Below are 24,810 nucleotides of genomic sequence, written 5' to 3'. Positions count from 1 at the left end.
GCGGCGAGGCGCCGCGCCCCGTGACTGCGCGGGCACAGCGGCGGTGCCGCCGAGGCACTGCGCCGCGCGATCAGGCGTGGCCCGTCAGCCGCAGCAGGGCCTGGTGCAGCTTCAGCGTGTCGATGGGCTTGGTCAGGAACTCGTTCATGCCGGCCGCGAACGCGTCGTCGCGCTCGGACACCAGGGCGGCCGCGGTCAGCGCCACGATGGGCAGCTGCTGGGCCGAGAACTCCTTGCGCAGCTCGCGGGTGGCGTCGTGACCGCCCATGACGGGCATCTGCACGTCCATCAGCACGATGCCGAAGGGCTTGCCCATGCTGGCCGCAGCGCGCACGGCCTCGATGGCCTGGCGGCCGTCACTGGCCTGTGCCACTTCCATGCCCCATTGCTCCAGCTGCGCCACGGCGATCAGCATGTTCACCGGGTGGTCTTCGGCAATCAGCACGCGCAAGCCGTGCAGGGCCTCGTGGCCGGCGGGGCCGCTGCGGGCCTCGCGGGGCTGGTGGGCCATGGGGGCCGGGGCGGCCGGCAGAGGCAGTTCGGCCCAGAACACCGCACCGGCGCCCAGGCTGCTGTGCACGCCCACGTCGCCGCCCATCAGCGCGGCCAGCTCCCGGCAGATGGACAGGCCCAGCCCCGTGCCGCCAAAGCGTCGGGTGGTGGACTCATCGGCCTGCGTGAAGGGCTGGAACAGGCGGGCCTGCTGGTCCGTTGCGATGCCGGGGCCGGTGTCGCGCACCTCGATGCGCACCCATTCGCCGGCGCTGCCCCGCGTGTTGGAGGTCTGCATTGCCACCCGCACGGTGATGCCCCCTTGCTCGGTGAACTTCAGCGCGTTGGTGAGGTAGTTCGACAGGATTTGCCGCGTGCGCAGCGGGTCGCCGAACACCCACGGCGGCAAGGCCGGGTCGATCTCCACGGCGAAGGTCAGCCCGCGGGCCTGGGCCAGGGTCAGGTAGGCCAGGCGCATGGAGGCCAGCAACTCGCGCAGCGAGAACGGCTGGGTTTCCAGCGTGAGGCGGCCGGCCTCGATCTTGGAGAGGTCCAGGATGTCGGAGATCAGGCCGGACAGGCTCTCCGCGCTGTCCATCATCTGGTTCAGGTAGTCGCGCCGCTGCACATCCGAGATGTCGGGCTGCTGCGCCAGCCGGCCCAGGCCCAGCAGGCCGTTGAGCGGGGTGCGGATTTCATGGCTGGTGTTGGCCAAGAAGGCACTCTTGGCGCGGCTGGCCGCCTGGGCTTCGTCGGTGGCGCGGGCGAGCTGGTCTTCCACGCGCCGCCGTTCGGTGATGTCTTCAATGATCCAGATCGTGCCGCCGCGGCTCGGGTGGGCCGGGTCCACCGCCTTGGCCTGCAGGCGGGCCAGGAAGGTGCTGCCGTCGCGCCGGCGCATGGGGCGCTCGGTTTCCACCTGCTGGCCGGCCGCCAGTTGCGCGCCCAGGTCGCGGCCCACGGCTTGCCACTCTTCCACGCTGGGCCACACCACGCTGCCGTGCTGGCCAATCATGGCGCCGTGGTCCCAGCCGAACATGGCTTCCACGCGCGGGTTGGCCAGCACGAACTGCTGCTCCCGCGTGAGGGCGATGCCGACCGAGGCGTTTTCCAGGATGGCGCCGTGCACCAGGCGCGTACGTTCGCTCTCGGTCACGTCGCGGGCGTACAGCACGAGGTAGTGCTGGCCGTCCATCTCGAACGGCGCCACCGACACCAGCATGGACACGGCGCTGCCGTCCTTGCGGCGGAAGCTGATGGGCACGTTGTTGGCGATGCCGTCGCGGCGGATGGCGTCGCGGATCGCGCCGCGGTCGGTCGCGTTGTGCCAGATGCCGATCTCGTCGGCCGTGCGGCCCAGCACCTCGCTGCTGCTCCAGCCGCTCAGCGTCTCGAAGGCCTTGTTCACCATCGCGTAGCGACCGGTCTCGGCCTCGGTCAGCGTGATGACGTCGGGGCTGGTGGCCACCAGGTGGCTGAGCAGGCCTTCCGAGCGGCGCAGGGCGTCTTGCGCGCGGCTTTGCTCGGTCTGGTCGGTGAAGAAGGTCAGCGTGGCCGGGCCGCTGGCGGTTTCCACGCGCACGCTGGTGGCCTGCACCAGCCGGCGGCGGCGCGACAGCGTGCGCAGCCGGTACTCCGCCATGGGCTGCATCGCGCCCGGGGCCAGGCCCTCCAGGCGTGCGGCCTGCTGGCGGGCGGATTCATCGTCGCCCGGCTCGTAGTGGCTGAACAGGTCTTGCCCCACCATGCTGGAGCGTTGCGCGTAGCCGAACATGGCCATGGCCGCCGGGTTGGCGTCCACCACGCGGCCCCAGCGGTGCAGCACCAGCGGGCTGGGCGAGCGGCGGAACAGCTCGCGGTAGCGCGTCTCGGTGGCGTGCACGGTTTGCTCGGCCGCCACCTCGTGCGTCACGTCACGGCCCACGCCCCAGTAGCCGCGGAAGTTGCCTTGCGCGTCGAAGCGCGGCTCACCGCTGATGGACACCCAGCGCGTGCTGCCGTCGGTGGCCATTCGGCGGGCCACCATGCCGTGGAAGGGCCGGCGCGATTCCAGGTCGGCCCGGTGGGCATCGAGTTCGTCGTCGGTCAGGCCCAGGCCGTCCACCTCCCAGGGCGTCTTGCCCAGGCGGGACTTCAGGTCCAGGCACGAACTGCCCTCGCGCTCTTCGGCGATCTGGGTGAAGCGGTACTCGCGGTCCATCTCCCAGTACCAGTCGGCCGCCATGCCCAGCAGGCCGCGAAAGCGCGCGGTGCGCTCTTCGGCCTCGGCGAGCGATCGCTCCACCATCTTGAGCAGGCCGTAGCCGGCAATCAGCCCCGAGCTCAGCAGCCCGAACTGCACGACCGAGCGCAGCAGCAGGCTGTTCATGCCCATGGGGTGGGTGTTCCACCCCAGCGCCTCAGCCACGGTCATGCCGCCCAGCGCCAGGCCGGTCAGGCCGGTCAGCAGCAGGCCCGCCCGCCAGCCGAGCATGGCCGTGGAGAACGCCACCGTCAGCCCCGACACGCACAGGCCCAGCGCCCACAAGCCCAGGTTGCGCGACACCGCCACGGCCACGGGCAGGGCGATCACCAGCCCCATCATCAACAAGGCCAGGCCCGGCTTGGATTCCTGCCGCGCGCTGCGCTGCACCGAGCGCAGCCGCGAGAACGCCAGCAGCGAGATCAGCAGTGCCAGCGCCGGGGGCAGCCAGCCGCCCAGCCACTCGGTGGGCTGGCGGGTGTGCCACAGCAGGGCGGCAATCGGCAGAAAGATCGGCCCACAGGCCAGCAGGAACACCCGTGCGGCTTGCCAGCGCATGCTGGTGGCCAGGCGCAGGCGCTGCTGCTCGGGGGGCAACACCTGGCCCACCAGGCTGCTGGGTTGATCGCTGTCGCGGCTCATGCGCAGGTCAGGCCGCGGTTCGCCCGGGGTGCCCGCGGTGCCGTGGCGCCACGGGTGCGAGAACGAGGGGCGCGAACGAGGGGCGGGCGCTGCGGCCAGGCGTTCACGGCTCAGGCCAGGCTCGCGCGCGTGGCTTCGGCCACCGCGCGGGCGCGGGCGGCAAAGTCGGCGCCACTGCTGGCGTACAGGATGGCGCGCGAGGAATTGACCACCAGCGGCGCCGTGCGGCCTGCGGCCTGCACCACCGCGGCCGCGTCGCCGCCCTGTGCGCCCACGCCGGGCACCAGCAGCGGCAGCGTGGGGGCGAGTTCCCGCACGCGGGCGATCTCACCGGGGTAGGTGGCGCCCACCACCAGGCCGAGCTGGCCGTTGCGGTTCCATTGCGTCTCGGCCAAGTGGGCCAGGTGCTCGAACAGCCGCGGCTGGCCGGGGACGTCGGCCAGGCGCTGCATCTGCCAGTCGTCGCCGCCCTTGTTGGAGGTGCGGCACAGCAGGATGGCGCCCTTGCCTTCGTAGGCGAGGTAGGGCTCCACGGAATCGAAGCCCATGAAGGGCGACAGCGTCACGGCATCGGCGCGGTAGCGCACGAACGCTTCGCGCGCGTACTGTTCGGCGGTGGAGCCGATGTCGCCCCGCTTGGCGTCCAGGATGACCGGCACGCCGGGCGCGACCGCGTGGATGTGGTCGATCAGCCGCTCCAACTGGTCTTCGGCGCGGTGCGCGGCGAAGTAGGCGATCTGCGGCTTGAACGCGCAGACCAGGTCGTGCGTGGCGTCCACGATCGCGGCGCAGAAGTCGTAGATCTTGCTCGCGTCACCGGCCCAGGCGCCGGGGAACTTGGCGGGCTCAGGGTCCAGGCCCACACACAGGCGCGAGGAGGCAAGGGCTTGGAGCTGGGCGACGAAAGCAGTCATGGATCAGATGGCGTAAGCGGACAGGGGGGCCTGGATGTGGGCCACCACGAATTCTTCAAAAGCAGCGGCGGTGAGCGGGCGGCTGAACAGGTAGCCCTGCACGGCCTGGCAGCCTTGGCGGCGCAGAAAGTCCAGTTGCCCTGGCGTTTCCACACCCTCGGCCAGGGTTTCCAGGCCCAAGGCACCCGCCATGCGGATGACCGCGTCGACGATGGCGCGGTCTTCCGCATCTTCGGTCAGATCGCGCACGAACGACTGGTCGATCTTCAGCTTGCTGACGCGAAATTTCTTCAGGTAGCTCAGCGACGAATGGCCGGTGCCGAAGTCGTCGATGGACAGCCGCACGCCGCGGGCATGCAGTGCATTCATCACCGTGATGGCCACCGTCGGGTTGTGCATCGCGGCGCCCTCGGTGAGCTCCAACTCCAGCCGGCCCGCGGGCAGGCCCACTTCGCCCAGCAGGCGGTCCACCAACTCGGGCAGGTTGTCGTGGCGGAACTGCACGGCCGACAGGTTGACCGCCATGGTCAGGCCCGGCAGCCCCGCGCGGTCCCAGCGCACCAGCTGCGACAGGGCTTCCTTCAGCACCCATTCCCCGATCGGCAGGATCAGGCCGGAGCTTTCCGCCACGGGAATGAACTCCGCGGGCGACACCCAGCCCAGCTCCGGGTGCTGCCAGCGCAGCAGGGCTTCGGCGCCGATGATCTGGCTCTCCAGCGCCTCGTCGTCCTCGGTCAGCGCGAACTGCGGCTGGTAGTGCAGGCTCAATTGGCCGCGCTCCAGGGCCCGGCGCAGCGCGTTTTCCAGCAGCAAGGCGCGGGCCGACTGGGCCTGCATCTCGCTCGTGAAGAAGCGGTAGGCGTTGCGGCCGTCTTTCTTGGCGCGGTACATGGCCGCGTCGGCGCATTGGCACAGGGTGTCGAAGTCGTCGCCGTCGGTCGGGAACATCGCGATGCCCATGGACGGCGTGATGGTCAGCTCCTGCGCCTCCACCTGGAAGGGCGCGCTGGCCAGGCCCATCAGCTTGGTGGCCAGGTGGGCCGCGCCGGCAATGTCGGTCAGCGGCAGCACCAGCACGAACTCGTCACCGCCCATGCGGGCCACGGTGTCTTGCTCGCGCACGGCGCTGCGCAGCCGGTTGGCCAACTGGCTCAGCAGCGCATCGCCCACGCGGTGGCCCAGCGTGTCGTTGATGTTCTTGAAATGGTCCAGGTCCAGGAACAGCACCGCCAGCGGCTCGTCGCTGCGGCGGGCGATGTCGATGGCCTGGCAGGCGCGCTCGGTCAGCAGGTGGCGGTTGGGCAGGCCGGTCAGGCCATCGAACATCGCCAGGCGCTCGGCGCGGGCCTCGGTGGCCTGCTGCTCGGCCACTTTCTGCTCCAGCGCAGCCACGGTCTGGCTCAGCTGCTGCGTTCGTTGCTCGACCAGGGCCTCCAGTTGGGCCTTGGCCTGCACCAGCTCCTGCTCGGCTTGCTTGCGGGCGGAGATGTCTTGCGTGATCCAGATGGAGCCGCGCGACAGGTCGCTGCGGTCGATGGCCTTGCTGCGCACCTCGCACCACACGGGCGTGCCGTCCTTGCGCCCCAGCAGCATCTCGGCATGGAAGGCGTCGCCCCGGGCCAGCGGCGCGTAGCAGAGGTCGCCAGCAGCTTTCCAGTCCTCGTCGTTCAGGTACCAGGCGCGCGAGAGCTGGCCGTCCAGCTCGCCCGGTGCGTAGCCGAACAGCTGCTCGAAGGCCCGGTTGCAGCGCGTGACGCGCCGGCCGCGCAGGAACACGATGCCCACCATCGCGTGGTCGAAGATCAGCTGCTGCTCGGCGTGCAGGTCGGCCAGCGCGGCGTCGGCGAGCTTGCGTTCGTGGATGTCGTCCACGATCCAGATGGACCCTTCGCTCGGGTCGTCCGGGTTGATCAGCCGGCCGGTCAGGTGGCTCCAGAAGAGCTCGCCATTCTGGCGGCGCATCAACTCTTCGCTGCGGAAGGTTTCGCCGGCGGCCAGCTGCGGGTAGGCGCGCCGACCCAGGTCGCGCGCGGCCTGCTGGGTGTCGTACAGCTCCAGGCTGCTGCGGCCCACCGCCGCTTCCGGGCTGGCAAAGCCGTAGATCTCGGCGTAGCGCTGGTTGCAGCGCACCAGCGTGCGTTCCTTGACGTACACCACGCCCACCCCGGCGTTGGCCAGGATGACATCCAGCTCGCGCAGCGCTTGGCTGAGCGAGGGGGCGTCGTGGGAGGCGGGAGCCGGGCTCATGAAAAGGTCAGGCAGGCGTCAGGCAGGTCGGGGCGCAAAGCATGACCGGGTATTGTCTGGTGTCATGCAAATCCTCAGCACCGAACGCCTCTGGCTGCGTGAATTCACACCGCTTGATGCCGCCTTCCTGCTCCGGCTCGTCAACGAGCCGGGTTGGATTCGCCACATCAACGATCCCGGCGTGCGCACGGAGGCGCAGGCGCTGGCCTGGGCCGAAAGCCGCCTGTTCAAGAGCTACCGTGAACAGGGTCACGGGTTCTGGGCCGTGCAGCGGCGCCAGGACGGCGCGCTGCTGGGCATGTGCGGCTTGTTCCGGCGCGTCGGGCTGCCCGAGCCGGACATTGGCTACGCGCTGCTGGCCGAACATGAGGGCCAGGGCTACGCGCTGGAAGCCGCACGCGGCTGCGTGGCGCATGCCCGCGAGGTGCTGGGCTGGCGCACGCTGATGGCCATCACCGCGCTGGACAACGCCCGCAGCGTGGCGCTGCTGGCGAAGCTGGGGTTCGCCGAGCAGGCCATCCAGCACATCGAGGGCTACAGCGAGCCCTCGCGGGTGTTCCGGCTGGCCTTGTAGGCCCGGCCCGGCGTGCCGGACCTGCGGCTGAGGGTCAGACGCGCTTGGCCAGGTCCTGGGCCAGGCCGGTGTAGCTGCCCGGCGTCATCTTGAGCAGACGGGCCTTCTCGGCCTTGGGCAGGTCCAGGCCTTCGATGAAGGCGCGGATGGACTCCTGCGTGATCGCCTTGCCGCGCGTCAGCTCCTTGAGCTGCTCGTAGGGGTTGGGCAGGCCGAAGCGGCGCATCACGGTCTGGATGGGCTCGGCCAGCACTTCCCAGGCGGCGTCCAGGTCGTCGGCCAGCGCGGCCTCGTTGACCTCCAGCTTGCCCAGGCCCTTGGCCAGGGAGTCGTAGCCCAGCAGTGCATAGCCCAGGCCCACGCCCATGTTGCGCAGCACGGTCGAGTCGGTCAGGTCACGCTGCCAGCGGCTCACCGGCAGTTTCTGGCTCAGGTGCGTCAGCACGGCGCTGGCGAGGCCGAAGTTGCCTTCTGCGTTCTCGAAGTCGATGGGGTTGACCTTGTGCGGCATGGTCGAGCTGCCGATCTCGCCAGCCTTGGTCTTCTGCTTGAAGTAGCCCAGCGAGATGTAGCCCCACACATCGCGCGCCCAGTCGATCAGGATGGTGTTGGCGCGCGTGAACGCGTCGAACAGCTCGGCCATGTAGTCGTGCGGTTCGATCTGGATGGTGTACGGGTTGAAGGTCAGCTTCAGCTGCTTCTCGATGACGGCCTTCGAGAAGGCTTCCCAGTCGTGCTTGGGCCAGGCGGACAGGTGGGCGTTGAAGTTGCCCACTGCGCCATTCATCTTGGCCAGCGGCTTGACGGCGGCGATGCGCGCGCGGGCCGTTTGCAGGCGGGCCACGACGTTGGCGATCTCCTTGCCCACCGTCGTCGGGCTGGCCGTCTGGCCGTGCGTGCGGGAGAGCATCGGAATGGCCGCGAACTGGTGGGCCATGCCACGCAGCTTGTCGATGATGCTGTCCAGCGCGGGCAGCATCACTTCGTCGCGCGCGGCCTTGAGCATGAGCGCGTGGCTGGTGTTGTTGATGTCTTCGCTGGTGCAGGCGAAGTGCACGAACTCACCGGCGGCTTCCAGCTCGGGGTGGCCGGCGAAGCTGCGCTTGATCCAGTACTCCACGGCCTTCACGTCGTGGTTGGTGGTGCGCTCGATGGCCTTGATCTCTTCGGCATCGGCCTCGCTGAACTTCTTCACCAGGCGACGCAGGCGGCTGCGCGCGGCGCTGCTCAGCGGCTTGAATTCCTTGAAGCCGGCATCGCTGAGCGCGATGAACCACTCCACCTCCACCTGCACGCGGCGGTGCATCAGGCCGAATTCGGACAGCAGCGGGCGCAGGGCCGCCACCTTGGCGGCGTAGCGGCCGTCCAGCGGCGAGAGGGCGCTGATGGCGGAGTAGTCAGACGAGGTCATGGCAGGCCGGCAGGTCGTGGAAAACCCGCAATTCTAGGTTTTCGCTGCGCCTGCCGGTTTCGCGCCGTTCCGGCTGGCTGAACTCAGTGCAGCCCGACCCAGCGCGCCGAGCGTTGCACCAGCCGCACCAGGCACGACACCGGCGCCTCGCCCTGGCCGCAGGCTGCCGCCCAGGCGTCAAAAGCCGCTGCATCGTCAAACTGCAGCCAGCCGCCCTGGCGCAAGCCCAGCCGGCGGGCGCCGCGGCCGCGCCGGGCCGGCCAGTGCACCTGGCGCAGCGACACGAGGCGGTCGCCGTATTGCAGCCAGCCGTCCTGCAGTCGCACTTCCACCACCACGGCGGTCGCGTTCGGCGCGCTGAACCAGCGGGCCCTCAGCATGGGGGCGTCTCTCATGGCGCGCGCCCCCAGCAACGGCGCGCACACAGGCGGTCAGGCGTGAAGCGGATTTGGACGACAGGCCGCCCGACCCCCTCACGGGGCGGCGGCCGCTGCGCCATGGCCGGAGCGGCCAGGGCGGCGTGAACGGTGTGCATCGAAAACTCCCTGGTACAGCTTGGCCGCCCTCTGCGTGGCGGGCCGGGCAGCACTGTGGCGCAGGCGGCGGGGCGAGGCAATACCTGCTTCCGAGGGGCTGTCGGGCGGCTCCGACAAGACCTTTTCACGGCCGGGCCTCCAGAGGGCGCTGGCTAGAATCGTTTCGACTTTGGAAGCCTTGTGTCCCCTATGACGATGAAGTTGATCGGATCTCTCGCCAGCCCCTACGTGCGCAAGGTGCGCATCGTGATGGCCGAGAAGAAGCTCGATTACCAACTGGTGCTGGAAGACGTCTGGGGCAGCGATGCCATCCTGAAAATGAACCCGCTGGGCAAGGTGCCCTGCCTGGTCATGGAAGGACAAGACTCCATCACCGGCGCCGTGTTCGACTCTCGCGTGATCGTCGAGTACGTCGACACCCTCTCGCCCGTGGGCAAGCTCATTCCCGAGCGGGGCCGCGAGCGGTGTGAGGTGCGCACCTGGGAGGCGCTGGCGGACGGGATCTGCGACGCCGCCATCCTCGTGCGCCTGGAGCGCACCTGGAAGCACCGCCCGGCCGAGCAGCGCAGCCCGGCCTGGATCGACCGCCATCTCGAGAAGGTGACGGCGGCCCTGGCCGCGATGAGCCAGGGGCTGGGCGACAAGGCCTGGTGCTCGGGCAACCACTTCTCGCTGGCGGACATCGCCGTGGGCTGTGCGCTGGGCTGGCTGGAGTTCCGCTTCCCGGAAATCCAATGGCGCGAAACGCACCCCAACCTGGCGCGCCACATGGACAAGCTGTCCCAGCGCCAGAGCTTCCTGGACACCGTGCCGACGGCCTGAAAGGCGTGCTGACGGGGGGCGGTGAACGGTGGCGCCTGAGATGCGCCCCCGGCGCCTCACGCGATCTGCAGTTCCCGCGACCGCACGTGCAGCAGGCGCACCAGGCGCCAGATGCGGCGTTCAATTTCCGCCGCTTCCAGCCGCCACAGCGTGGCGATTTCGGCCAGCAGCAGCCCCTGCGACAGCAGCGTCAGCAGGTGGCGGCTGGCTTGCTCGATCTGCCGGCCGGCGGGGCTCACATCCAGCGGCGCAGCGGGCTGGCGGGCGGTCACCAGCGGGCTGCGCTCGATGCCGAAGGCCGCCAAGGCCTGGCGGGCCAGCTGCGGGTTGAGCATGGCGCGGCGGTCGTGCAGGCGCGTCAGCGCTTCCACCAGCCCGGTGCCGTCGCCATGCTCCACGTGGTACGCGTTGGCGCCGGCGCTCAGCGCGGCGAACAGTTGCAGGTCGTCCGATGTGGGCGTGAGCAGCAGCAGTTGCGGGCGCACCGGCAGGCGGCCCAGTTCGTGGGCCACGCGCATGGCATGGCTGTCGACCAGGAGCAGGTCGGTGGCCACGATGTCGGGCGACAACCGGACGATGGCCGGCAGCGCGTCGTCCAGCGACTGACCGCTGCCCACCAGTTGCACACCCTTGGCCTCGGACAGCAGGCGTTGGGTTCGCTGCAGCGCGGTTTCGCTGAGGCGGAGGAGGAAGACTGAGGGCATGACGGCGCAAAAACGAGACCCGAATTGTGCGGGCTTTGCGCCTCACCCCCCTAGTTCGTGGTCAACATCCCCCGCGACCGGGCGGGGTGGTCGCGCACCCACTTTCAGGGGGTGCGAATGATGTTGCCCTGGGGCGAGAAGCTGTGCGCGCTGGCCAGCGGCCAGTAAATCTTGAAGGTGTTGTGCGTGACCTCGTTGCGCAGGATGGCGCCGGGCTCCACCAGCGGCAGCAGGTTGGCCAGCAAGCGCACCTCGTGCTTGTCCATGCGGTGCACGATGTGCTGGGCCGTCACCTCCTTGGGGTGCTGCAGTCCGGCGGCTTCCACCAGTTCCTTCAGGGCCTTGAGGGTGTTTTGGTGGAAGTTGGCCACGCGCTGGGCCTTGTCGGGCACGACGATGGCGCGTTGGCGTTGGGGGTCTTGCGTGGTCACGCCCGTGGGGCAGTGGCCGGTGTGGCAGGCCTGGGCCTGGATGCAGCCCAGCGCGAACATGAAGCCGCGGCCGGAGTTGCACCAGTCGGCGCCCAGCGCCATGAGGCGCACGATGTCGAAGGCGGTGGTGACCTTGCCGGCGCAGCCGATCTTGATCTTGTCGCGCAGGTTCAGGCCCACCAGCGTGTTGTGGATGAGCAGCAGCCCTTCCTGCAGCGGGGCGCCCACGTAGTTGGTGAACTCCAGCGGCGCGGCGCCGGTGCCACCCTCCGCGCCGTCCACGACGATGAAGTCGGGCGTGATGCCGGTTTCCAGCATGGCCTTGCACAACGCAAACCACTCCCACGGGTGGCCGATGCACAGCTTGAAGCCGGTGGGCTTGCCGCCGGACAGCGTGCGCAGCCGGTCGATGAACTGCATCATCTCGATGGGGGTGGAGAAGGCGCTGTGCCGAGCGGGCGAAATGCAGGCCTGGCCCACCGGCACGCCGCGCGCGGCGGCGATTTCCGGCGTCACCTTGGGGCCGGGCAGCACGCCGCCATGGCCCGGCTTGGCGCCCTGGCTGAGCTTGAGCTCGATCATCTTCACCTGCGGGTCGCAGGCGTTGGCGGCGAACTTTTCGGCGTTGAAGCTGCCGTCGTCGTTGCGGCAGCCGAAGTAGCCGGAGCCGATCTCCCAGATCAGGTCGCCGCCGTGCACGCGGTGGTGCACGCTGATGGAGCCCTCGCCGGTGTCATGCGCAAAGCCGCCCATCTGCGCGCCCTTGTTCAGCGCGAGGATGGCGTTGGCACTCAAGGCGCCGAAACTCATGGCCGAGATGTTGAAGACGCTGGCCGAGTAGGGCTGGGCGCAGCCCGCGCCGATGGTGATGCGGAAGTCGTGCGTGGGCAGGTGGGTGGGCACCAGCGAGTGGTTGATCCACTCATAGCCCCGGGCGCCGGTGTCCAGCTGGGTGCCGAAGGGGCGCTGGTCGGGCGCCCCCTTGGCGCGCTGGTAGACGATGGAGCGCTGCGCGCGCGAGAACGGCGCGGCGTCGTTGTCGCCCTCCAGAAAGTACTGGCGAATCTCGGGGCGGATGAACTCCAGCAGGAAGCGCAGGTGCCCGATGACGGGGTAGTTGCGCAGGATGGAGTGGTGCTCCTGCATGGAGTCGCGCAGGCCCAGCATCGTCAGCGCCAGGAACAGCACCACCAGCAGGCCGTGGGTCAACCCGGCCTGCCAGGTCAGGGCCAGGCCCAGCGCCAAGGCGCCGCACAGCATCCAGGTGGCGTAGCGCAGGGGAAAGTGGTCGTTGAGACGTCTCAACCATTCCGGCCAAGTGTGCATGGGAGTCCCTCCGTGACCATGACGAGCGGAGCTTACGGCCGCTCCCATGAGAATCGCCCGGCATCAACCCTCAAGGCAGTCGTCGATGAAGTCAGTTTTTTCCGCAATCGGCTGGTTTTTTTCCAAGTCATGGCGCGTGCTCGACGGCACCCGCCGTGCCGTGCTCAACCTGATCTTCCTGACCGTGGTGGTGCTGGTGGGGGTGGCCATCGCCACGCGTGGTCCCAAGCCGCTGGCCGACAAGACCACGCTCGTGCTCAAGCTCGAGGGCAACCTCGTCGAGCAGTTCTCGGGCAGTGCGCGTGACCAACTGATGGCGCAGGCCCAGGGTCGTGGCACGCCCAAGCAGACCCGGCTGCGCGATGTGCTGGCCGCGCTGGACCAAGCGGCGCGCGACGACAAGATCAGCGCGGTGTACCTGGACGTGGAAGGCCTGCAAGGCGCCGGCATGTCCAGCCTGCACGAGGTGAGCGCGGCGCTACAGCGCTTCCGCAAGGTCAGCGGCAAGCCGGTGCTGGCCTATGCCGACAGCTACAGCCAGCGCGGCTACTTCCTCGCCGCGCAAGCCGGTGAGGTGTACGTGCACCCCATGGGCATGGTGATGCTGGAGGGGTTTGGGCGCTGGCGCACCTACTACAAGGACGCGCTGGACCGCCTGGGCGTGACGGCCCACGTGATGAAGGTGGGCACCTACAAGAGCTTTGCCGAGCCCTACATCGCCAACGGCCCCAGCCCCGCCAGCGTGGAAGCCGAGACCCTGGTCTACGGGGAACTCTGGAGCGGCTTCACCGGCACCGTGGAAGCCGCGCGCAAGCTGGAGGCGGGCAGCATCGCCCGCAGCATCGACGAAATCCCGCAGCGCCTGGCCGCCGTGAAGGGGGATGCGGCCCAGCTGGCGCTGCAGCTCAAGTGGGTGGACGGCCTCAAGACCCGCGACCAGATGCGCGAGTTGCTGATCGCCAAGGGCGCCAAGGACGACGAGAGCAAAAGCTTCCGTCAGGTGTCGCTGGCGCAATACCTGACCCGCCTGAAGGACGCCACGCCGCCGAGCAAGCAGCAGCCGGGCGTGGGCGTGGTGGTGGCCGAAGGCGAGATCGTGGACGGCGACGTGGGCCCGGGGCGCATTGGGGGCGACTCCACCGCCCGCCTGATCCGCAAGGCGCGCGAGGACGACGCCATCAAGGCCGTGGTGCTGCGCATCAACTCGCCCGGCGGCAGCGCGTTTGCGTCGGAAATCATCCGCCGCGAACTGGAGCTCACCCGCCAGGCGGGCAAGCCGGTCGTGGTGTCCATGGGCGACGTGGCGGCCTCGGGCGGCTACTGGATTTCGATGAGCAGCGACGCGGTGCTGGCCGACGCCGGCACCATCACCGGCAGCATCGGGGTGTTTGGCATCCTGCCAACAGCCGAGGGCCTGATGGACAAGCTATCGCTGCACACCGGCGGCGTCACCACCACCTGGCTGGCCGGCGGCTACGACCCCCGCCGCCCGCTGGACCCGCGCTTCAAGGCCGCAGTGCAGGCCGGCGTGGAGCACATCTACGGCCAGTTCACGACGCTGGCCGCGCAGGCCCGCAAGACCACGCCCGAGAAGATCGACGCCGTGGCCCAGGGCCGCATCTGGACGGGTTCGCAAGCCCTGGCCCGCGGCCTGGTGGACCGCCTCGGCAGCTTCGAGGACGCCATGCAGACCGCGGCCCAGCTGGCCAAGCTGGACGCCAAGCCGGGCGAGCGCGTGCGCCGCGTGTACGTGGAGCGCGACCTCAGCCGCAGCGAGCGCCTGCTGGCCTCGTTTGCCGACACCGTGGCACCGCCGCTGGCGCAGGCCGTGGGGCAGGCATTGGGGCTGGACGCACTGCCGGCGCCGGCCGTGGAGGAACTCGCCGCGCTGCACGCCCTGACCCGCGTGGCCGCCCAAGGCCGCTGGGACCGCGCTGCGGCGGTGCACTGCCTGTGCGGGTCGCCCTGAGCGCCGTACGCTTGATCGGCCCGACCGCAGCGCACCGGTTCCGCGCGGGGCGAGAACTGCTGCACGCAAGTGCAGATTTGTGCAGCGGTTTGGCCTAGCTCAAAGGGCGGAGCTGGCGTGCTTGCCAGGATGGGCAGTTTCATTAGGATGCCCAGACGAGGCCGCGCGGGCGGCTCGGCAAGGAGACACGGGCATGAATGTCGCCACCTGGATGCGCAGCTTCACCATCCGCACCCGCATGCACGGCGCCATCGCCATGGTGCTGTGCATGTTCGCCGCCATCGGCCTCACCGGCTTGTTTGGCGGGCGCCACCTGGCCGCGCTGAACGAGAACTTCATGCACCACTCGGTGCACGAGATCGAGCAGGTGGCGGCCATCCGCCAATCGCTGTCCGATGTGCGCCTGGCGGAAAAGGACATGGTGATCGCGTACGAGGTGCCCGAGCAGGTGCGCAAGGACCGTGAGCGCTGGGACGCGGCGGCGCAGCGCCTCGTCACGGCCCTGAACAAGTTGCTGGAGGGCGAGGAGGACGAAGACAACCCCCACGCCCGCGAAGCCATCCGCTTGCTGGCCGAGTACCGCACGGTTGCGGACCCGGTGCTGCGCCAGATCGAAGCCGGCACCTATGACACCGCTCGGGCGGCCGACCGCATGTTGAGCAAGCCCAAGGGCACGATGGTGGAGATCGAGCAGCGGGTGGAAAAGATCTCCACCATCATCCAGGGCGAGGTGGTCGAGACCCAGAAGGAATTCGACGCCGAGATGCGCCAGATCGCCTACGAGGCGCTGGCCGTGCTGGGCATGATCATGGTGCTGGTGGTGCCGCTCACGCTCATCAACTCGGCCACCATCATCAGCCCCATGCGCTATGCCTGCACCGTGGCCCGTGCGATTGCCGGCGGCGACCTGACCTGCACCATCCGGTCGGTGGGCCGCGATGAAGCCTCGGAGCTGCTGCAGGCGCTGGACGCCATGCAGACCAGCTTGCGCGAGTTGGTGGGGCAGGTGAAGAACTCCACTCACCGCATCGAAGGCGCCAGCGACGAAGTGGCCTCGGGCAACCTGGACCTCAGCCAGCGCACCGAGCAGGCGGCCTCCAGCCTGCAGCAGACCACGGCTTCCATGGAAGACCTCACCACCGGCGTGCAGCAGAGCGCCGAGGCCGCGCTGAACGCCAAGGACCTCGCCCTGGGTGCGGCCGAGGTGGCCCGCCGCGGCGGGGACGAGGTGGCGCAGGTCGTCACCACCATGGAAGACATCAACACCAGCTCCAAGCGCATCGGCGACATCGTGGGCTTGATCGACAGCATCGCCTTCCAGACCAACATCCTGGCGCTGAACGCTGCGGTGGAAGCCGCGCGAGCCGGCGAGCAGGGTCGCGGCTTTGCAGTGGTGGCGGGAGAAGTGCGGGCGCTGGCCCAGCGCTCGGCCGGTGCGGCGCGCGAGATCAAGACGCTGATCGAAGCGTCCGTGACCCGGGCCGATGCGGGCACGCAGCTGGTTCAGCATGCCGGGGCCACCATGCAAGAGATCGTCCACTCGGTGCAGCGCGTGAGCGACATGATCGGCGCGGTGGCCGACAGCGCCGCGCACCAAAGCGCCCGCATCCAGGCCGTGAACGGTTCGGTCAGCAAGCTCGATCACATGACCCAGCAGAACGCGGCGCTGGTGGAGGAGTCAGCGGCAGCGGCCGAGAGCCTGCGCGAGCAGTCGCAGCTGCTGTCGGGGGCCGTGGCTCAGTTCCGGCTGGAGGCTGCAGGCGGCAGAGCCTAGAATGCTGCTGACAGCGCCGATTTGATCCAGATTGCGGGCGCTCTACAAATGCCGCTAAACAGGACTCCGAGCAACCGGCGTCCCGCAACAGTGGCGCCGGTTTTTTTATTTTTCGGAGTGAGGCCATGACGGGCCGTAGCGTCGGCGACGTATCGCCGCAAACCTTGCATTTCGACGAGCCGCTGCCGCTGCGCAGCGGTGCGAGCTTCGGGCCGTACGACCTGGTGGTCGAGACCTACGGGCAGCTCAATGCCGACCGCAGCAACGCGGTGCTGGTGTGCCATGCGCTCAACGCCAGCCACCACGTGGCCGGCACCTACGCCGGCCAGCCCAAGAGCGAGGGCTGGTGGGACAACCTCATCGGCCCCGGCAAGCCGCTGGACACCGACAAGTTCTTCGTCATTGGCGTGAACAACCTTGGCTCCTGCTTCGGCTCCACCGGGCCCATGCACATCAACCCCGCCACCGGCCAGGCCTGGGGCGCCGACTTCCCCGTGGTGACGGTGCATGACTGGGTAGACGCGCAAGCCCGCGTGGTGGCGCGGCTGGGCATCCGCCGCCTGGCTGCGGTGCTGGGCGGCAGCCTGGGCGGCATGCAGGCTTTGGACTGGGCGCTGCGCTACCCCGACGCCCTGGGCCACTGTGTGGCCATTGCCACCGCCCCCAACCTGTCGGCCCAGAACATCGCGTTCAACGAGGTGGCCCGCCGCGCCATCGTGACCGACCCCGACTTCCACGGCGGCCATTTCTACGCCCACGGCGTGGTGCCCAAGCGAGGCCTGCGCGTGGCGCGGATGATCGGCCACATCACCTACCTGAGCGACGACGTGATGGCCGAGAAGTTCGGCCGCGAACTCAAGACCGGTGCGCTGGGCTACAGCACGCAGGAGATCGAGTTCCAGATCGAGAGCTACCTGCGCTACCAGGGCGACAAGTTCAGCGACTACTTTGACGCCAACACCTACCTGCTCATCACCCGGGCGCTGGACTACTTCGACCCGGCTGCAGAGCATGGCGGCGACCTGACCCGCGCGTTCGCGGCGGCCCGGGCCAAGTTCCTGGTGGCGAGCTTCACGACCGACTGGCGGTTCTCGCCGGCCCGGTCGCGCGAAATCGTCAAGGCGCTGCTCGACAACCGACTCGACGTGTCTTACGCCGAGATCGACGCGCCGCATGGGCACGACGCCTTCTTGCTGGACGACCCGCGCTACCACGGGGTGTTGCGGGCCTACTTTGAGCGCATCGCCTCGGAGCTGCCCGCCGCCGGGCGCAGCGCAGCCGTCAAGGGGGTGGCGGTATGAGCTTCGATCCTGCCATCGCGGCCCTGGTGCCGGCCGGTTCCCGCGTGCTCGACCTGGGCTGCGGCACGGGCGAGTTGCTGCAGCACCTGATCCAGCACAAGGGCTGCAGTGGCTACGGCGTGGAGTTGGATGACGCCAACCTGTTGGCCTGCGTGCAGCGCGGCGTGAACGTCATCCAGCGCAACCTGGAAGAAGGCCTGTCCATCTTTGAGGACCAGAGCTTCGACGTGGTGCTGCAGCTCGAAACCCTGCAGCACCTGCACAACGCCGAGCAGATGCTCAAGGAGACCGCCCGCGTGGGCAAGATGGGCATCGTCAGCTTCCCGAACTTTGCCCACTGGCCCAACCGGCTGCAGGTGCTCACCGGGCGCATGCCGGTGACGCGGGCGCTGCCCTACGAGTGGTACGACACGCCCAACATCCGGGTGGGCACGTTTGCCGACTTCGGCGTGCTGGCCCGCAAAAACCGGCTGACCATCCTGGACAGCTTCGGCCTGCAGAACGGGGCCGTGGTGCGCACGCTGCCGAACTTGCGGGCCAGCGTGGCGGTGTTCAAGTTCCAGCGCGAGTAACGGGCCACGCCGCGCGCGGAACGACCGGCCGCTGGCCGCCTCCCGGCGGCTCAGCAGGCCCGGGTGAGCCTCAGGCGGCCTTCTTGGCGCCCTTCTTGCCGGCCTTCTTGTGCTTGCCCTTGACGGTTTTCTTGGCGCCGGTCTTGGCCTTGGTGGCGCCTGCGGTGTGCTGGGCGTGGCCTTGGTGCTTGGCGACGCGGGCCTCGGCCGCGGGGGCAGCGAAGGCGATGGCGAGGGCGACGGCGGAGAGCAGGGTCTTCATGGCAGGAGTCCTTGGTGTGATGGGTTGAGCGTAGCGGTTTTGGCCGACGGCTAATTGCCTTTGCGCAACATGACGCCATCGTCGGTGCGTTCGTCGTCCTTGAAGACACCTTCCCAGCGGTCTCCCGTGGGCCAGGTGAACACGCCGGTGCCGTGCTTCAGGCCACGGGCCCAGGCGCCTTCGTAGCGTTCGCCGCTTTTCCAGGCGTATTTTCCGTCGCCGTGCGAGCGGCCGGCCTCGAACTGCCCTTCGTACACATCGCCGCTCGGAAACACCATGCGCCCGCGGCCTTGCGGCAAGCCGGCGGCGAACTGGCCCTCGTACTGGTTGCCGTTGGTGAACCGCATGCGGCCCATGCCTTGCGGCGTGTCGTTCACCCAGTCGCCTTCGTAGCGCTGGCCGCTGATCCACACATAGCTGCCCTTGCCGTGGGGCAGGCCCTGGCGGATCTGGCCGGTGTAGACGTCGCCCGACGCGTAGGTGAGCTTGCCTTCGCCCTCGGGCTGGCCGTCCACCAGCGTGCCGTCGAACTGGTTGCCGTTGGCAAACACCATCAGCCCCTTGCCGGTGGCGCGGTCGCTGACCCACTCGCCGCGGTAGCGCTGGCCGCTGGCCCAACGGATCTCGCCCACGCCTTCGCGGCGGCTGTGGGTGAGCGGGCCTTCGTACACGTCGCCGTTCTTCCACTCCACGCGCCCGGTGCCGGTGACGGTGTCGTCGTCGTTGCGCACGAACTGGCCCACGTAGCGGGTGTCACCCGCGGTGCGGTCGAACAGTTTGGGCTCCGGGGCCGGCGCTGCGGCGGCTGCTGCGGCGAGCGCTGGCGTTGGTGCGGCGGCGGGGGGCGCCGCCCGCGCCGCCGCGGGGGCCGCAGCAGCCGTCGCCGCGGGGGCCGCAGCCGCCGCAGTCACAGCCGCCGTCGGTGCGGGTGAAGGCGCAGGTGAAGGTGCGGGTGACGGTGTTCCGGCCTTGGTGGGGGCCGCAGCCGCCGTCGCTGCGCCGGGGGGGGCTGGCTTGCCGGTCGCTGCGACGGCGGGGCCTTTGCCCGCAGCGGCGGCCTGCGCCGGTGCGGCCGGCAGGGGCGTGGCCACCCACGGCGTGCCGCGGTCGCGCGCCAGGGCTTGGGCGTTGTTCAGCGCCAGCTCTTGCGCGCTGCCTTTGCACAGCTTGGCGGTGTCTCGCCACAGCGTCTCGCCCATCTGGCTTTGCAACTGGCGTTCGGCCAGCGGCAGGGCGGCGCCGCCATTGCGCAGCTTGGTGGAGAACTCCCGCGCCCGCTCGAACGGCGGCGCGCAGAACTCGGCGTTGTGGCCGTCGATCTCGCTTTGCTCGTGGCGGCGCTGGGCGATCTGCTGCTGCGTGCCGGTGCACTGCTCGGCGGCCAGTTCCCACATGCCCTCGGCCTTGCGGTAGAGGCTGGCGGCGTCGGGGAAGCGGCGCTCGCCGAAGGCCACGCGGGCCAGTTCCTGCAGCGCGCTGGCCTCGCGGTGCGCGGTTTCGCACTGGCTGCCGGCCTGCAGGCGTTCGGCCAGGGCATCGCGCGATTTCTGGCTGTCGGCCAGGTTGCGCTGGGCGCGTTCCTTGGCGCGGCCCTCGCAGCGGGCGAGGGCGGCCGTCCATTGCGCCACCGCGTCGTCGTGCAACTCCACCAGGGCTTGCAAAGCCTGGTTTTGCGACTGGGCCGTGGCGGCTTTCAGGTCGGCCGACAGCGCACGGCTGGTCAGCTGCGCGCAGCTGGCCGGCGGAGGTGGCGGCGGGGCGGCGGGCTCGGAGGCGGCGCCCTCAGGCGCCGAGGCGGCACTGGCCGCGGGCTCCGCCACCACGGCAGATGCGGGGGTGGACGCCAGGGGCGGCGCCGAAGCAGGCACCGTCGGCGGGGTTTGGGCGGTGGCTGGCGAGCCGGCCAGGTCCAGAGACAAAGCCAGGGCCAGGGGCAGGGCCAACAGCGGCAGCGATTTCATTTTTTCTTGGTTCCCGACTCGGCTGGCATTTCCAGCATGGCGTCCACCAGGCCGCGCGAGAAGCGACCGGCGCCGGGGTCGTCCGGGCTTTCAAACGAGAAGCCGCTTTGGGCCGAGGCCAGCGGCATGGCGCCGATTTCCGCCACCAGGCTGTCGGCCTTGAGCCCGCCGAGGATGGCCACCACCTGCGCCTCCAGGCCCCGCTCGGTCGCCACTTTGTTCAGCGCTGCCAGGCGGTCGGCGTCCAGCACCAGGGCGTTGGCGGCCAGGCTGCGTTCCACCATCTTCTGGTGCAGGGTGAAGCCCGCCAGCGGGGGCGCCCCCAAGGTGTTCATGCGCGAAAAGGCCCAGGCGTCGGCCCGCTCGAAGGCCGTTGCCGCGATGCGCGACACCCCCGACAGCGACCCGCGGTTGGCCGCCGCCGCCTGCATCACGTTCACGGCTTGCTGCCGCGTGATCTGCTGGGCGGCATCGGTCAGGCCTTCACGGATGCGCTGCATCGCGAGCGATTTGCCCTGCTCGATCAGTTGCTGCTTCAGGAACTCGCTGGCGGCGCTGGCGGCGGCGCTGCGGGCGGCGCTGATGGCGGCATCGGCCGCCACGGCCGCCGCCTTCACGCCCGAGGCCAGCGTGGCGATGTTGTACAGCGCGCCGCCGATCTTCATCGCGTAGTGGTAGGTCTTCATCCGCGCGCCGCCTTCCTCGGACAAGCCCTGCGTCCACAGCACGGCCCACAGCGCTTCGTCGGGCGTGGGTTCGGCCTGCGTCACCTCCAGCGGGTGCAGGCTCAGCAGCCAGTGGTAGTCCTGCAGCTGCGGCGTGTTGGGCGGGGCGAAGCGGGTGTAGCCCCGGCACACCTCGAAGGGCGTGACGATGACGCCCTTGCCGCCCGGTGTGCCCACGGTGAAGGGGCGGCCGGCGTCGCGTGCCTCGGCCAGCCATTCCAGCAGCCGCTCGCCGTCGTCACTGGCCTGACCCGCCACGTGGTTGATGCGGGTGCCCATGGGCAGGGGCGAGTCCTGCGTCACGGCAATCACGGTCAGCCGTTCGTCCACCTGCAGCGCGCGGGCCCAGGCCACCCGGTCGTCCACGCTCCAGCCGGCACTGGTGGCCACCGCGAAGGGCAGCTCCCACTGCTTGTCGCATTCCTTGTCTTTGAGCTGGGCGCTGCGGGCGATGGCCGGGCGGATCAGCCGCTCGCCCGCGCCGTAGGCCCGCATGCCGGCGAGCAGGGTTTCGTTGACCTTGCGGCCATCGTCCACCGTGAACTTGGGGCCGGAGGCGCAGCCTGCCAGGGTGAGGGTGACGAGCAGGAGCAGCAGCAGGCGTGTCATGGTGCCGCTGAGCCTAAGCGTTTCGCATGACAGCGCACGCCGGTAGTTTTCCCGAGCGGCCTAAACTGGCTGCTTCGCCTCACCCGCGCCACAAGCGCTGCCCTGAGCGCGGCCATCCTGCGCTGAAAGTACCGCCATGAATGCACGAGACCCCCACCTGCCCCTTCAAGCCGACGAAGCCACCGCGCTGGGCGCCTTTGCCGAACGCGTGTGGGACGAAGAGATCGTCCCTGCGCTGACCGACTACATCGCCATCCCGGCCAAGAGCCCGATGTTCGATGCCGACTGGGCCGCCCACGGCCACATCGAGAAGGTGCTGACCCAGGCCGCAGCGTGGGTGGAGAGCAAGAAGGTGGCGGGCCTGAAGCTGGAGGTGGTGCGCATCCCGGGCCGCACGCCGGTGATCTTCTTCGAGGTGCCGTCCACCAAGTCGGGCAGTGACGACACCATCGTGCTGTATGGCCACCTGGACAAGCAGCCCGAGTTCAGCGGCTGGCGCAGCGACCTCGGCCCGTGGACGCCCAAGTACGAAAACGGCCTGCTGTACGGCCGCGGCGGCGCCGACGACGGCTACGCCGTGTACGCCTCGCTCACGGCCATCATGGCGCTGGACCAGCAGGGCATTCCGCGCCCGCGCTGCGTCGGCATCATCGAGACCTGCGAGGAAAGCGGCTCCTACGACCTGCCGGCCTACATCGACATCCTCAAGCCCCGCCTGGGCAACGTGTCGCTGGTGGTGTGCCTGGACTCCGGCGCTGGCAACTACGACCAGCTCTGGCTGACCACCTCGCTGCGCGGCATGGTGTCGGGCGTGCTCAAGGTGGAGGTGCTGACCGAGGGCATCCACAGCGGTGACGCGTCGGGCGCGGTGCCGTCGAGCTTCCGCATCCTGCGTCAGGTGCTGGACCGCCTGGAAGACAGCAAGACCGGCCGCCTGCTGCCCGAGAGCTTCCATTGCGAGATTCCCGGTGCCCGCCTGGAGCAGGCGCAGGCCACGGCGGCCATCCTGAAGGAAGAGGTCTACAAGCGCATGCCTTGGGCCTGCGGCGCGGACGGCGGCCCGGTGCTGCCGGTGACGACCGACCCGGTCGAAGTGCTGCTGAACCGCACCTGGCGCCCGACGCTGTCCGTCGTGGGTGCGGACGGCTTCCCCGAGCTGAAGAACGCCGGCAATGTGCTGCGCCCGTACACCGCCTTCAAGCTGAGCCTCCGCCTGCCGCCGCTGATCGACGGCAACGAGGCCGCGCTCAAGCTCAAGGCGCTGCTGGAAGACAACGCGCCCTACAACGCCAAGGTCACGTTCACGCCCGACGGCCGGGCCGGCGCCTTTGGCGCCACCGGATGGAACACCCCGGACCTGTCGCCCTGGCTCAGCCAGGCCCTGAACGACGCCAGCCAGACGCACTTCGGTGCCCCGGTGGGCTACATCGGCCAGGGCGGCACCATCCCGCTGATGAGCATGCTGCAAAAGGGCTTCCCGTCGGCGCAGATGATGGTCTGCGGCGTGCTGGGCCCCAAGAGCAACGCCCACGGCCCCAACGAGTTCCTGCACGTGCCTTACGGCAAGCGGCTGACGGCGGCCGTGGCGCAGGTGATGGCCGCCCACCCCTGATCGACCCGGTCGGATGGACCAGCTCCGCGCCATCAAGGTTTTTGTTCGCGTCATCGACGAGGGCAGCTTTGCCGGCGCGGCCCGGGCGCTGGACCTGGCGCCCGCGGTCGTCACGCGGCTGGTGGCGGAGCTGGAAGAGCACCTGGGCACCCGGCTGCTGAACCGCACGACGCGGCGCATCTCGCTCACCGAAATCGGCGAGGCCTACCTGGAGCGGGCCCGGCGCATCCTGGCGGATGTGGACGAGGCCGCGGCGCTGGCCGCCTCCGCCACGCAAGAGGTGCGCGGCCTGCTGCGTGTGCTGTGTCCGCCGGCAATTGCGGTGCACCAGCTGGCCAAGCACCTGCCCAAGTTCCACCGCGAGTTCCCGAGCGTCACGCTGGAGATCACGTCGCCCGGCCCGGTGGAAACCGTGGACGACAGCTACGACCTCACCATCTTTCTGACGCGCGAACTGCCCGATGGTGAGTTCATCGCGCGGCGGCTGGCGCGCAGCGAGTTCATCATGTGCGCGGCGCCCGACTACCTGGACCAGCGCGGCCGCCCGCAGCACCCGCACGACCTGCGGCAGCACGATGCCTTGCTCCCGCCCACGCCGGCACTGATGCGGGGCTTGACCCTGCAGCGCGGCGATGGCGGCGAGGAAATCACGCTGCCCATCGTGCCGTCGCGGGCGGTGCTGTCCACCACCCACATGGACACCAACTACGCCGCCGCCCTGCACGGTCTGGGCGTGGCCGGGCTGCCCAGCTTCATGGTGGAAGACGCGTTGCTGGAGCAAGCGCTGGAGCGCGTCATGCCGCAGTGGCGGCTGTTCGGCACCACGCTGTGGGCCGGCATGCCCACCCGCAAATATGTGCCGGCGCGCACCCGCGCGTTCCTGGACTTCCTGCTGGACATCTTCGGCGGCGAAGACAAAGACCCGTGGCTGGTGGCCGCGGGCTGCGCCACCTGCCCCTGAGGCCAGGCCCGGCATCCTGCCTCGCGCCCGGCCGGGCGCCCGGACCTGGGACGCTCACTTCAACGTGAAGCCGAGCTCGAAGAACTCCGGGAAGCGCGCCTCCATCGCCCGCTTCAGCGGTGACAGCGCGACGTAGCGCGACGCGGTCTTGACGATGTAGGCCAGCAGCCGGCGCTCTTGCGCGTGGCCCTGGCCCAGCAGCACCAGGTGCTGGCGCAGCGCGCTCCATTCCAGGCGGCGCCAGTAGTCGCCGAAGTCGGCGGCCAGGTCTTCGTCCAGCTGGCCTGCGGCGCGGCAGGCTTCCCAGTGGCGCACCGCCCAGTCGATCTCCTGCGCTTCGTCCCAGGCCAGCTCGGCCGGGCGCAGCAGCGCGGCGATGCCGTCGGTGGAGGCGCCGGCCGGGGCGTCGTCGAGCAGCCGCTGCTGCACCACGTCCAGGCCCTTGTCGGGCAGGGGCGCGATGCGGGCCAGGCCGGCGCGCAGGGCGTCGGGGTCGATCGGGGCGGTTGCGGCGGGCTCGGGCGGCTGGCTGCGCAGCGCGGCGCAGGCCTCGCGCATCAGGCGGTCGGCGTCGTCGGGTTGGGCGAGCAGGGCTTGGATCAGGTCCGGGGGAGGCAAGGTCATGGAGTGAAAGCCCTCATGGATAATCAAATTCTAAGAACCGCCGGCCCCGGCCTCCTCACCGACCCCGAGCCTTTTTGCAGCCTGTGCCGCGCCCGTTCC

General features: G+C 69.6%; 19 protein-coding genes and 1 riboswitch. Of the genes, 8 read left to right on the top strand and 11 right to left on the bottom strand.

Going from position 1 to position 24,810, the window contains the following annotated elements:
* Positions 1-70: 70 nt before the first annotated feature.
* The 3 genes from ACG01O_RS15230 to ACG01O_RS15220 all read right to left on the bottom strand — a co-directional run bounded on the left by ACG01O_RS15230 (position 71) and on the right by ACG01O_RS15220 (position 6,537).
* A complete protein-coding gene (locus ACG01O_RS15230; RefSeq protein ID WP_394385850.1) occupies positions 71-3,376 on the bottom strand; it encodes a PAS domain-containing hybrid sensor histidine kinase/response regulator in 3,306 nt (1,101 codons plus the stop codon).
* 110 nt (positions 3,377-3,486) lie between these two features.
* Entirely contained in the window at positions 3,487-4,290 is an 804-nt protein-coding gene (gene pyrF, locus ACG01O_RS15225; protein ID WP_394385849.1) for an orotidine-5'-phosphate decarboxylase, read from the bottom strand.
* 3 nt (positions 4,291-4,293) lie between these two features.
* Positions 4,294-6,537: a putative bifunctional diguanylate cyclase/phosphodiesterase gene (locus ACG01O_RS15220; RefSeq protein WP_394385848.1), complete on the bottom strand. Its 2,244-nt coding sequence runs from the start codon at positions 6,535-6,537 to the stop codon at positions 4,294-4,296.
* A 64-nt stretch (positions 6,538-6,601) separates the two neighbouring features.
* On the opposite strand from ACG01O_RS15220, the gene ACG01O_RS15215 reads away from it, so the two are divergent.
* On the top strand, positions 6,602-7,111 hold the full coding sequence (locus ACG01O_RS15215; RefSeq protein WP_394385847.1) for a GNAT family N-acetyltransferase: 510 nt from the start codon (positions 6,602-6,604) through the stop codon (positions 7,109-7,111).
* A gap of 34 nt (positions 7,112-7,145) precedes the next feature.
* On the opposite strand, the gene purB is transcribed toward ACG01O_RS15215, so the two are convergent.
* Together purB and ACG01O_RS15205 are read right to left on the bottom strand one after the other, a co-directional pair.
* Positions 7,146-8,522 carry an adenylosuccinate lyase gene (gene purB, locus ACG01O_RS15210; protein WP_394385846.1) on the bottom strand — a complete coding sequence of 459 codons (1,377 nt, stop codon included), beginning with the start codon at positions 8,520-8,522 and terminating at the stop codon, positions 7,146-7,148.
* 83 nt (positions 8,523-8,605) lie between these two features.
* On the bottom strand, positions 8,606-8,902 hold the full coding sequence (locus ACG01O_RS15205; protein WP_394385845.1) for a DUF7092 domain-containing protein: 297 nt from the start codon (positions 8,900-8,902) through the stop codon (positions 8,606-8,608).
* 351 nt (positions 8,903-9,253) lie between these two features.
* On the opposite strand from ACG01O_RS15205, the gene ACG01O_RS15200 reads away from it, so the two are divergent.
* Positions 9,254-9,880 (top strand): glutathione S-transferase family protein, encoded by a 627-nt coding sequence (locus ACG01O_RS15200; protein WP_394386350.1) that lies wholly within the window; start codon positions 9,254-9,256, stop codon positions 9,878-9,880.
* Positions 9,881-9,936: 56 nt separating this feature from the next.
* Here ACG01O_RS15200 and ACG01O_RS15195 read toward each other — a convergent pair whose 3' ends face one another.
* Together ACG01O_RS15195 and ACG01O_RS15190 are read right to left on the bottom strand one after the other, a co-directional pair.
* Positions 9,937-10,584 (bottom strand): response regulator, encoded by a 648-nt coding sequence (locus ACG01O_RS15195; RefSeq protein ID WP_394385844.1) that lies wholly within the window; start codon positions 10,582-10,584, stop codon positions 9,937-9,939.
* Between the two features lie 104 nt (positions 10,585-10,688).
* A complete protein-coding gene (locus ACG01O_RS15190) occupies positions 10,689-12,341 on the bottom strand; it encodes an FMN-binding glutamate synthase family protein (protein WP_394385843.1) in 1,653 nt (550 codons plus the stop codon).
* 85 nt (positions 12,342-12,426) lie between these two features.
* Here ACG01O_RS15190 and sppA point away from each other — a divergent pair, with 85 nt between their 5' ends.
* From sppA to metW, 4 genes are all read left to right on the top strand, one after another.
* On the top strand, positions 12,427-14,310 hold the full coding sequence (gene sppA, locus ACG01O_RS15185) for a signal peptide peptidase SppA (RefSeq protein ID WP_394385842.1): 1,884 nt from the start codon (positions 12,427-12,429) through the stop codon (positions 14,308-14,310).
* A gap of 193 nt (positions 14,311-14,503) precedes the next feature.
* Positions 14,504-16,084, top strand: a complete 1,581-nt coding sequence (locus tag ACG01O_RS15180) for a methyl-accepting chemotaxis protein (RefSeq protein WP_394385841.1) — start codon at positions 14,504-14,506, stop codon at positions 16,082-16,084.
* Between the two features lie 3 nt (positions 16,085-16,087).
* Positions 16,088-16,163: riboswitch (SAM riboswitch) on the top strand.
* Between the two features lie 46 nt (positions 16,164-16,209).
* Positions 16,210-17,385, top strand: a complete 1,176-nt coding sequence (metX, locus tag ACG01O_RS15175) for a homoserine O-succinyltransferase MetX (RefSeq protein WP_394385840.1) — start codon at positions 16,210-16,212, stop codon at positions 17,383-17,385.
* The gene (gene metW, locus ACG01O_RS15170) at positions 17,382-17,957 is read left to right on the top strand and encodes a methionine biosynthesis protein MetW (protein WP_394385839.1); all 576 of its coding nucleotides are present in this window, start codon (positions 17,382-17,384) and stop codon (positions 17,955-17,957) included. The genes metX and metW overlap by 4 nt, the downstream gene beginning before the upstream one ends.
* 70 nt (positions 17,958-18,027) lie before the next feature.
* Here metW and ACG01O_RS15165 read toward each other — a convergent pair whose 3' ends face one another.
* Genes ACG01O_RS15165 through ACG01O_RS15155 form a run of 3 tightly spaced genes read right to left on the bottom strand, consistent with a single transcriptional unit; the run spans position 18,028 to position 21,514 of the window.
* Complete coding sequence (locus ACG01O_RS15165; protein WP_394385838.1) at positions 18,028-18,219, bottom strand: hypothetical protein; 192 nt, start codon at positions 18,217-18,219, stop codon at positions 18,028-18,030.
* 50 nt (positions 18,220-18,269) lie between these two features.
* Positions 18,270-20,180 (bottom strand): MORN repeat-containing protein, encoded by a 1,911-nt coding sequence (locus ACG01O_RS15160; protein WP_394385837.1) that lies wholly within the window; start codon positions 20,178-20,180, stop codon positions 18,270-18,272.
* Complete coding sequence (locus tag ACG01O_RS15155) at positions 20,177-21,514, bottom strand: hypothetical protein (protein ID WP_394385836.1); 1,338 nt, start codon at positions 21,512-21,514, stop codon at positions 20,177-20,179. The genes ACG01O_RS15160 and ACG01O_RS15155 overlap by 4 nt, the downstream gene beginning before the upstream one ends.
* A gap of 136 nt (positions 21,515-21,650) precedes the next feature.
* Here ACG01O_RS15155 and ACG01O_RS15150 point away from each other — a divergent pair, with 136 nt between their 5' ends.
* Both ACG01O_RS15150 and ACG01O_RS15145 read left to right on the top strand, forming a co-directional pair.
* On the top strand, positions 21,651-23,126 hold the full coding sequence (locus ACG01O_RS15150) for a M20 family metallopeptidase (protein ID WP_394385835.1): 1,476 nt from the start codon (positions 21,651-21,653) through the stop codon (positions 23,124-23,126).
* A 13-nt stretch (positions 23,127-23,139) separates the two neighbouring features.
* The gene (locus ACG01O_RS15145) at positions 23,140-24,087 is read left to right on the top strand and encodes a LysR family transcriptional regulator (RefSeq protein ID WP_394385834.1); all 948 of its coding nucleotides are present in this window, start codon (positions 23,140-23,142) and stop codon (positions 24,085-24,087) included.
* A gap of 54 nt (positions 24,088-24,141) precedes the next feature.
* Here the strand turns inward: ACG01O_RS15145 and ACG01O_RS15140 are convergent, their stop codons facing one another.
* Entirely contained in the window at positions 24,142-24,711 is a 570-nt protein-coding gene (locus tag ACG01O_RS15140; RefSeq protein WP_394385833.1) for a hypothetical protein, read from the bottom strand.
* Positions 24,712-24,810: the final 99 nt, after the last annotated feature.

The sequence above is a fragment of the Pelomonas baiyunensis genome (genome assembly GCF_043555935.1).
In the GTDB taxonomy this organism is placed as follows: Bacteria; Pseudomonadota; Gammaproteobacteria; order Burkholderiales; family Burkholderiaceae_C; genus Pelomonas; species Pelomonas baiyunensis.
The sequence above is the reverse complement of the archived record's forward strand: the minus strand, read 5'-3'. Positions and strand labels throughout refer to the sequence as shown.

Excerpts from the sequence above, each read along its gene's own strand:
- ACG01O_RS15145 (WP_394385834.1), top strand. The coding sequence starts at position 23,140 with ATGGACCAGCTCCGCGCCATCAAGGTTTTTGTTCGCGTCATCGACGAG.
- ACG01O_RS15150 (WP_394385835.1), top strand. The coding sequence starts at position 21,651 with ATGAATGCACGAGACCCCCACCTGCCCCTTCAAGCCGACGAAGCCACC.
- ACG01O_RS15155 (WP_394385836.1), bottom strand. The coding sequence starts at position 21,514 with ATGACACGCCTGCTGCTGCTCCTGCTCGTCACCCTCACCCTGGCAGGC.
- ACG01O_RS15190 (WP_394385843.1), bottom strand. The coding sequence starts at position 12,341 with ATGCACACTTGGCCGGAATGGTTGAGACGTCTCAACGACCACTTTCCC.
- purB (WP_394385846.1), bottom strand. The coding sequence starts at position 8,522 with ATGACCTCGTCTGACTACTCCGCCATCAGCGCCCTCTCGCCGCTGGAC.
- ACG01O_RS15180 (WP_394385841.1), top strand. The coding sequence starts at position 14,504 with ATGAATGTCGCCACCTGGATGCGCAGCTTCACCATCCGCACCCGCATG.
- ACG01O_RS15195 (WP_394385844.1), bottom strand. The coding sequence starts at position 10,584 with ATGCCCTCAGTCTTCCTCCTCCGCCTCAGCGAAACCGCGCTGCAGCGA.
- metX (WP_394385840.1), top strand. The coding sequence starts at position 16,210 with ATGACGGGCCGTAGCGTCGGCGACGTATCGCCGCAAACCTTGCATTTC.
- pyrF (WP_394385849.1), bottom strand. The coding sequence starts at position 4,290 with ATGACTGCTTTCGTCGCCCAGCTCCAAGCCCTTGCCTCCTCGCGCCTG.
- ACG01O_RS15200 (WP_394386350.1), top strand. The coding sequence starts at position 9,254 with ATGAAGTTGATCGGATCTCTCGCCAGCCCCTACGTGCGCAAGGTGCGC.
- ACG01O_RS15160 (WP_394385837.1), bottom strand. The coding sequence starts at position 20,180 with ATGAAATCGCTGCCGCTGTTGGCCCTGCCCCTGGCCCTGGCTTTGTCT.
- ACG01O_RS15230 (WP_394385850.1), bottom strand. The coding sequence starts at position 3,376 with ATGAGCCGCGACAGCGATCAACCCAGCAGCCTGGTGGGCCAGGTGTTG.
- ACG01O_RS15140 (WP_394385833.1), bottom strand. The coding sequence starts at position 24,711 with ATGACCTTGCCTCCCCCGGACCTGATCCAAGCCCTGCTCGCCCAACCC.
- metW (WP_394385839.1), top strand. The coding sequence starts at position 17,382 with ATGAGCTTCGATCCTGCCATCGCGGCCCTGGTGCCGGCCGGTTCCCGC.
- ACG01O_RS15165 (WP_394385838.1), bottom strand. The coding sequence starts at position 18,219 with ATGAAGACCCTGCTCTCCGCCGTCGCCCTCGCCATCGCCTTCGCTGCC.
- ACG01O_RS15205 (WP_394385845.1), bottom strand. The coding sequence starts at position 8,902 with ATGCTGAGGGCCCGCTGGTTCAGCGCGCCGAACGCGACCGCCGTGGTG.
- ACG01O_RS15215 (WP_394385847.1), top strand. The coding sequence starts at position 6,602 with ATGCAAATCCTCAGCACCGAACGCCTCTGGCTGCGTGAATTCACACCG.
- sppA (WP_394385842.1), top strand. The coding sequence starts at position 12,427 with ATGAAGTCAGTTTTTTCCGCAATCGGCTGGTTTTTTTCCAAGTCATGG.
- ACG01O_RS15220 (WP_394385848.1), bottom strand. The coding sequence starts at position 6,537 with ATGAGCCCGGCTCCCGCCTCCCACGACGCCCCCTCGCTCAGCCAAGCG.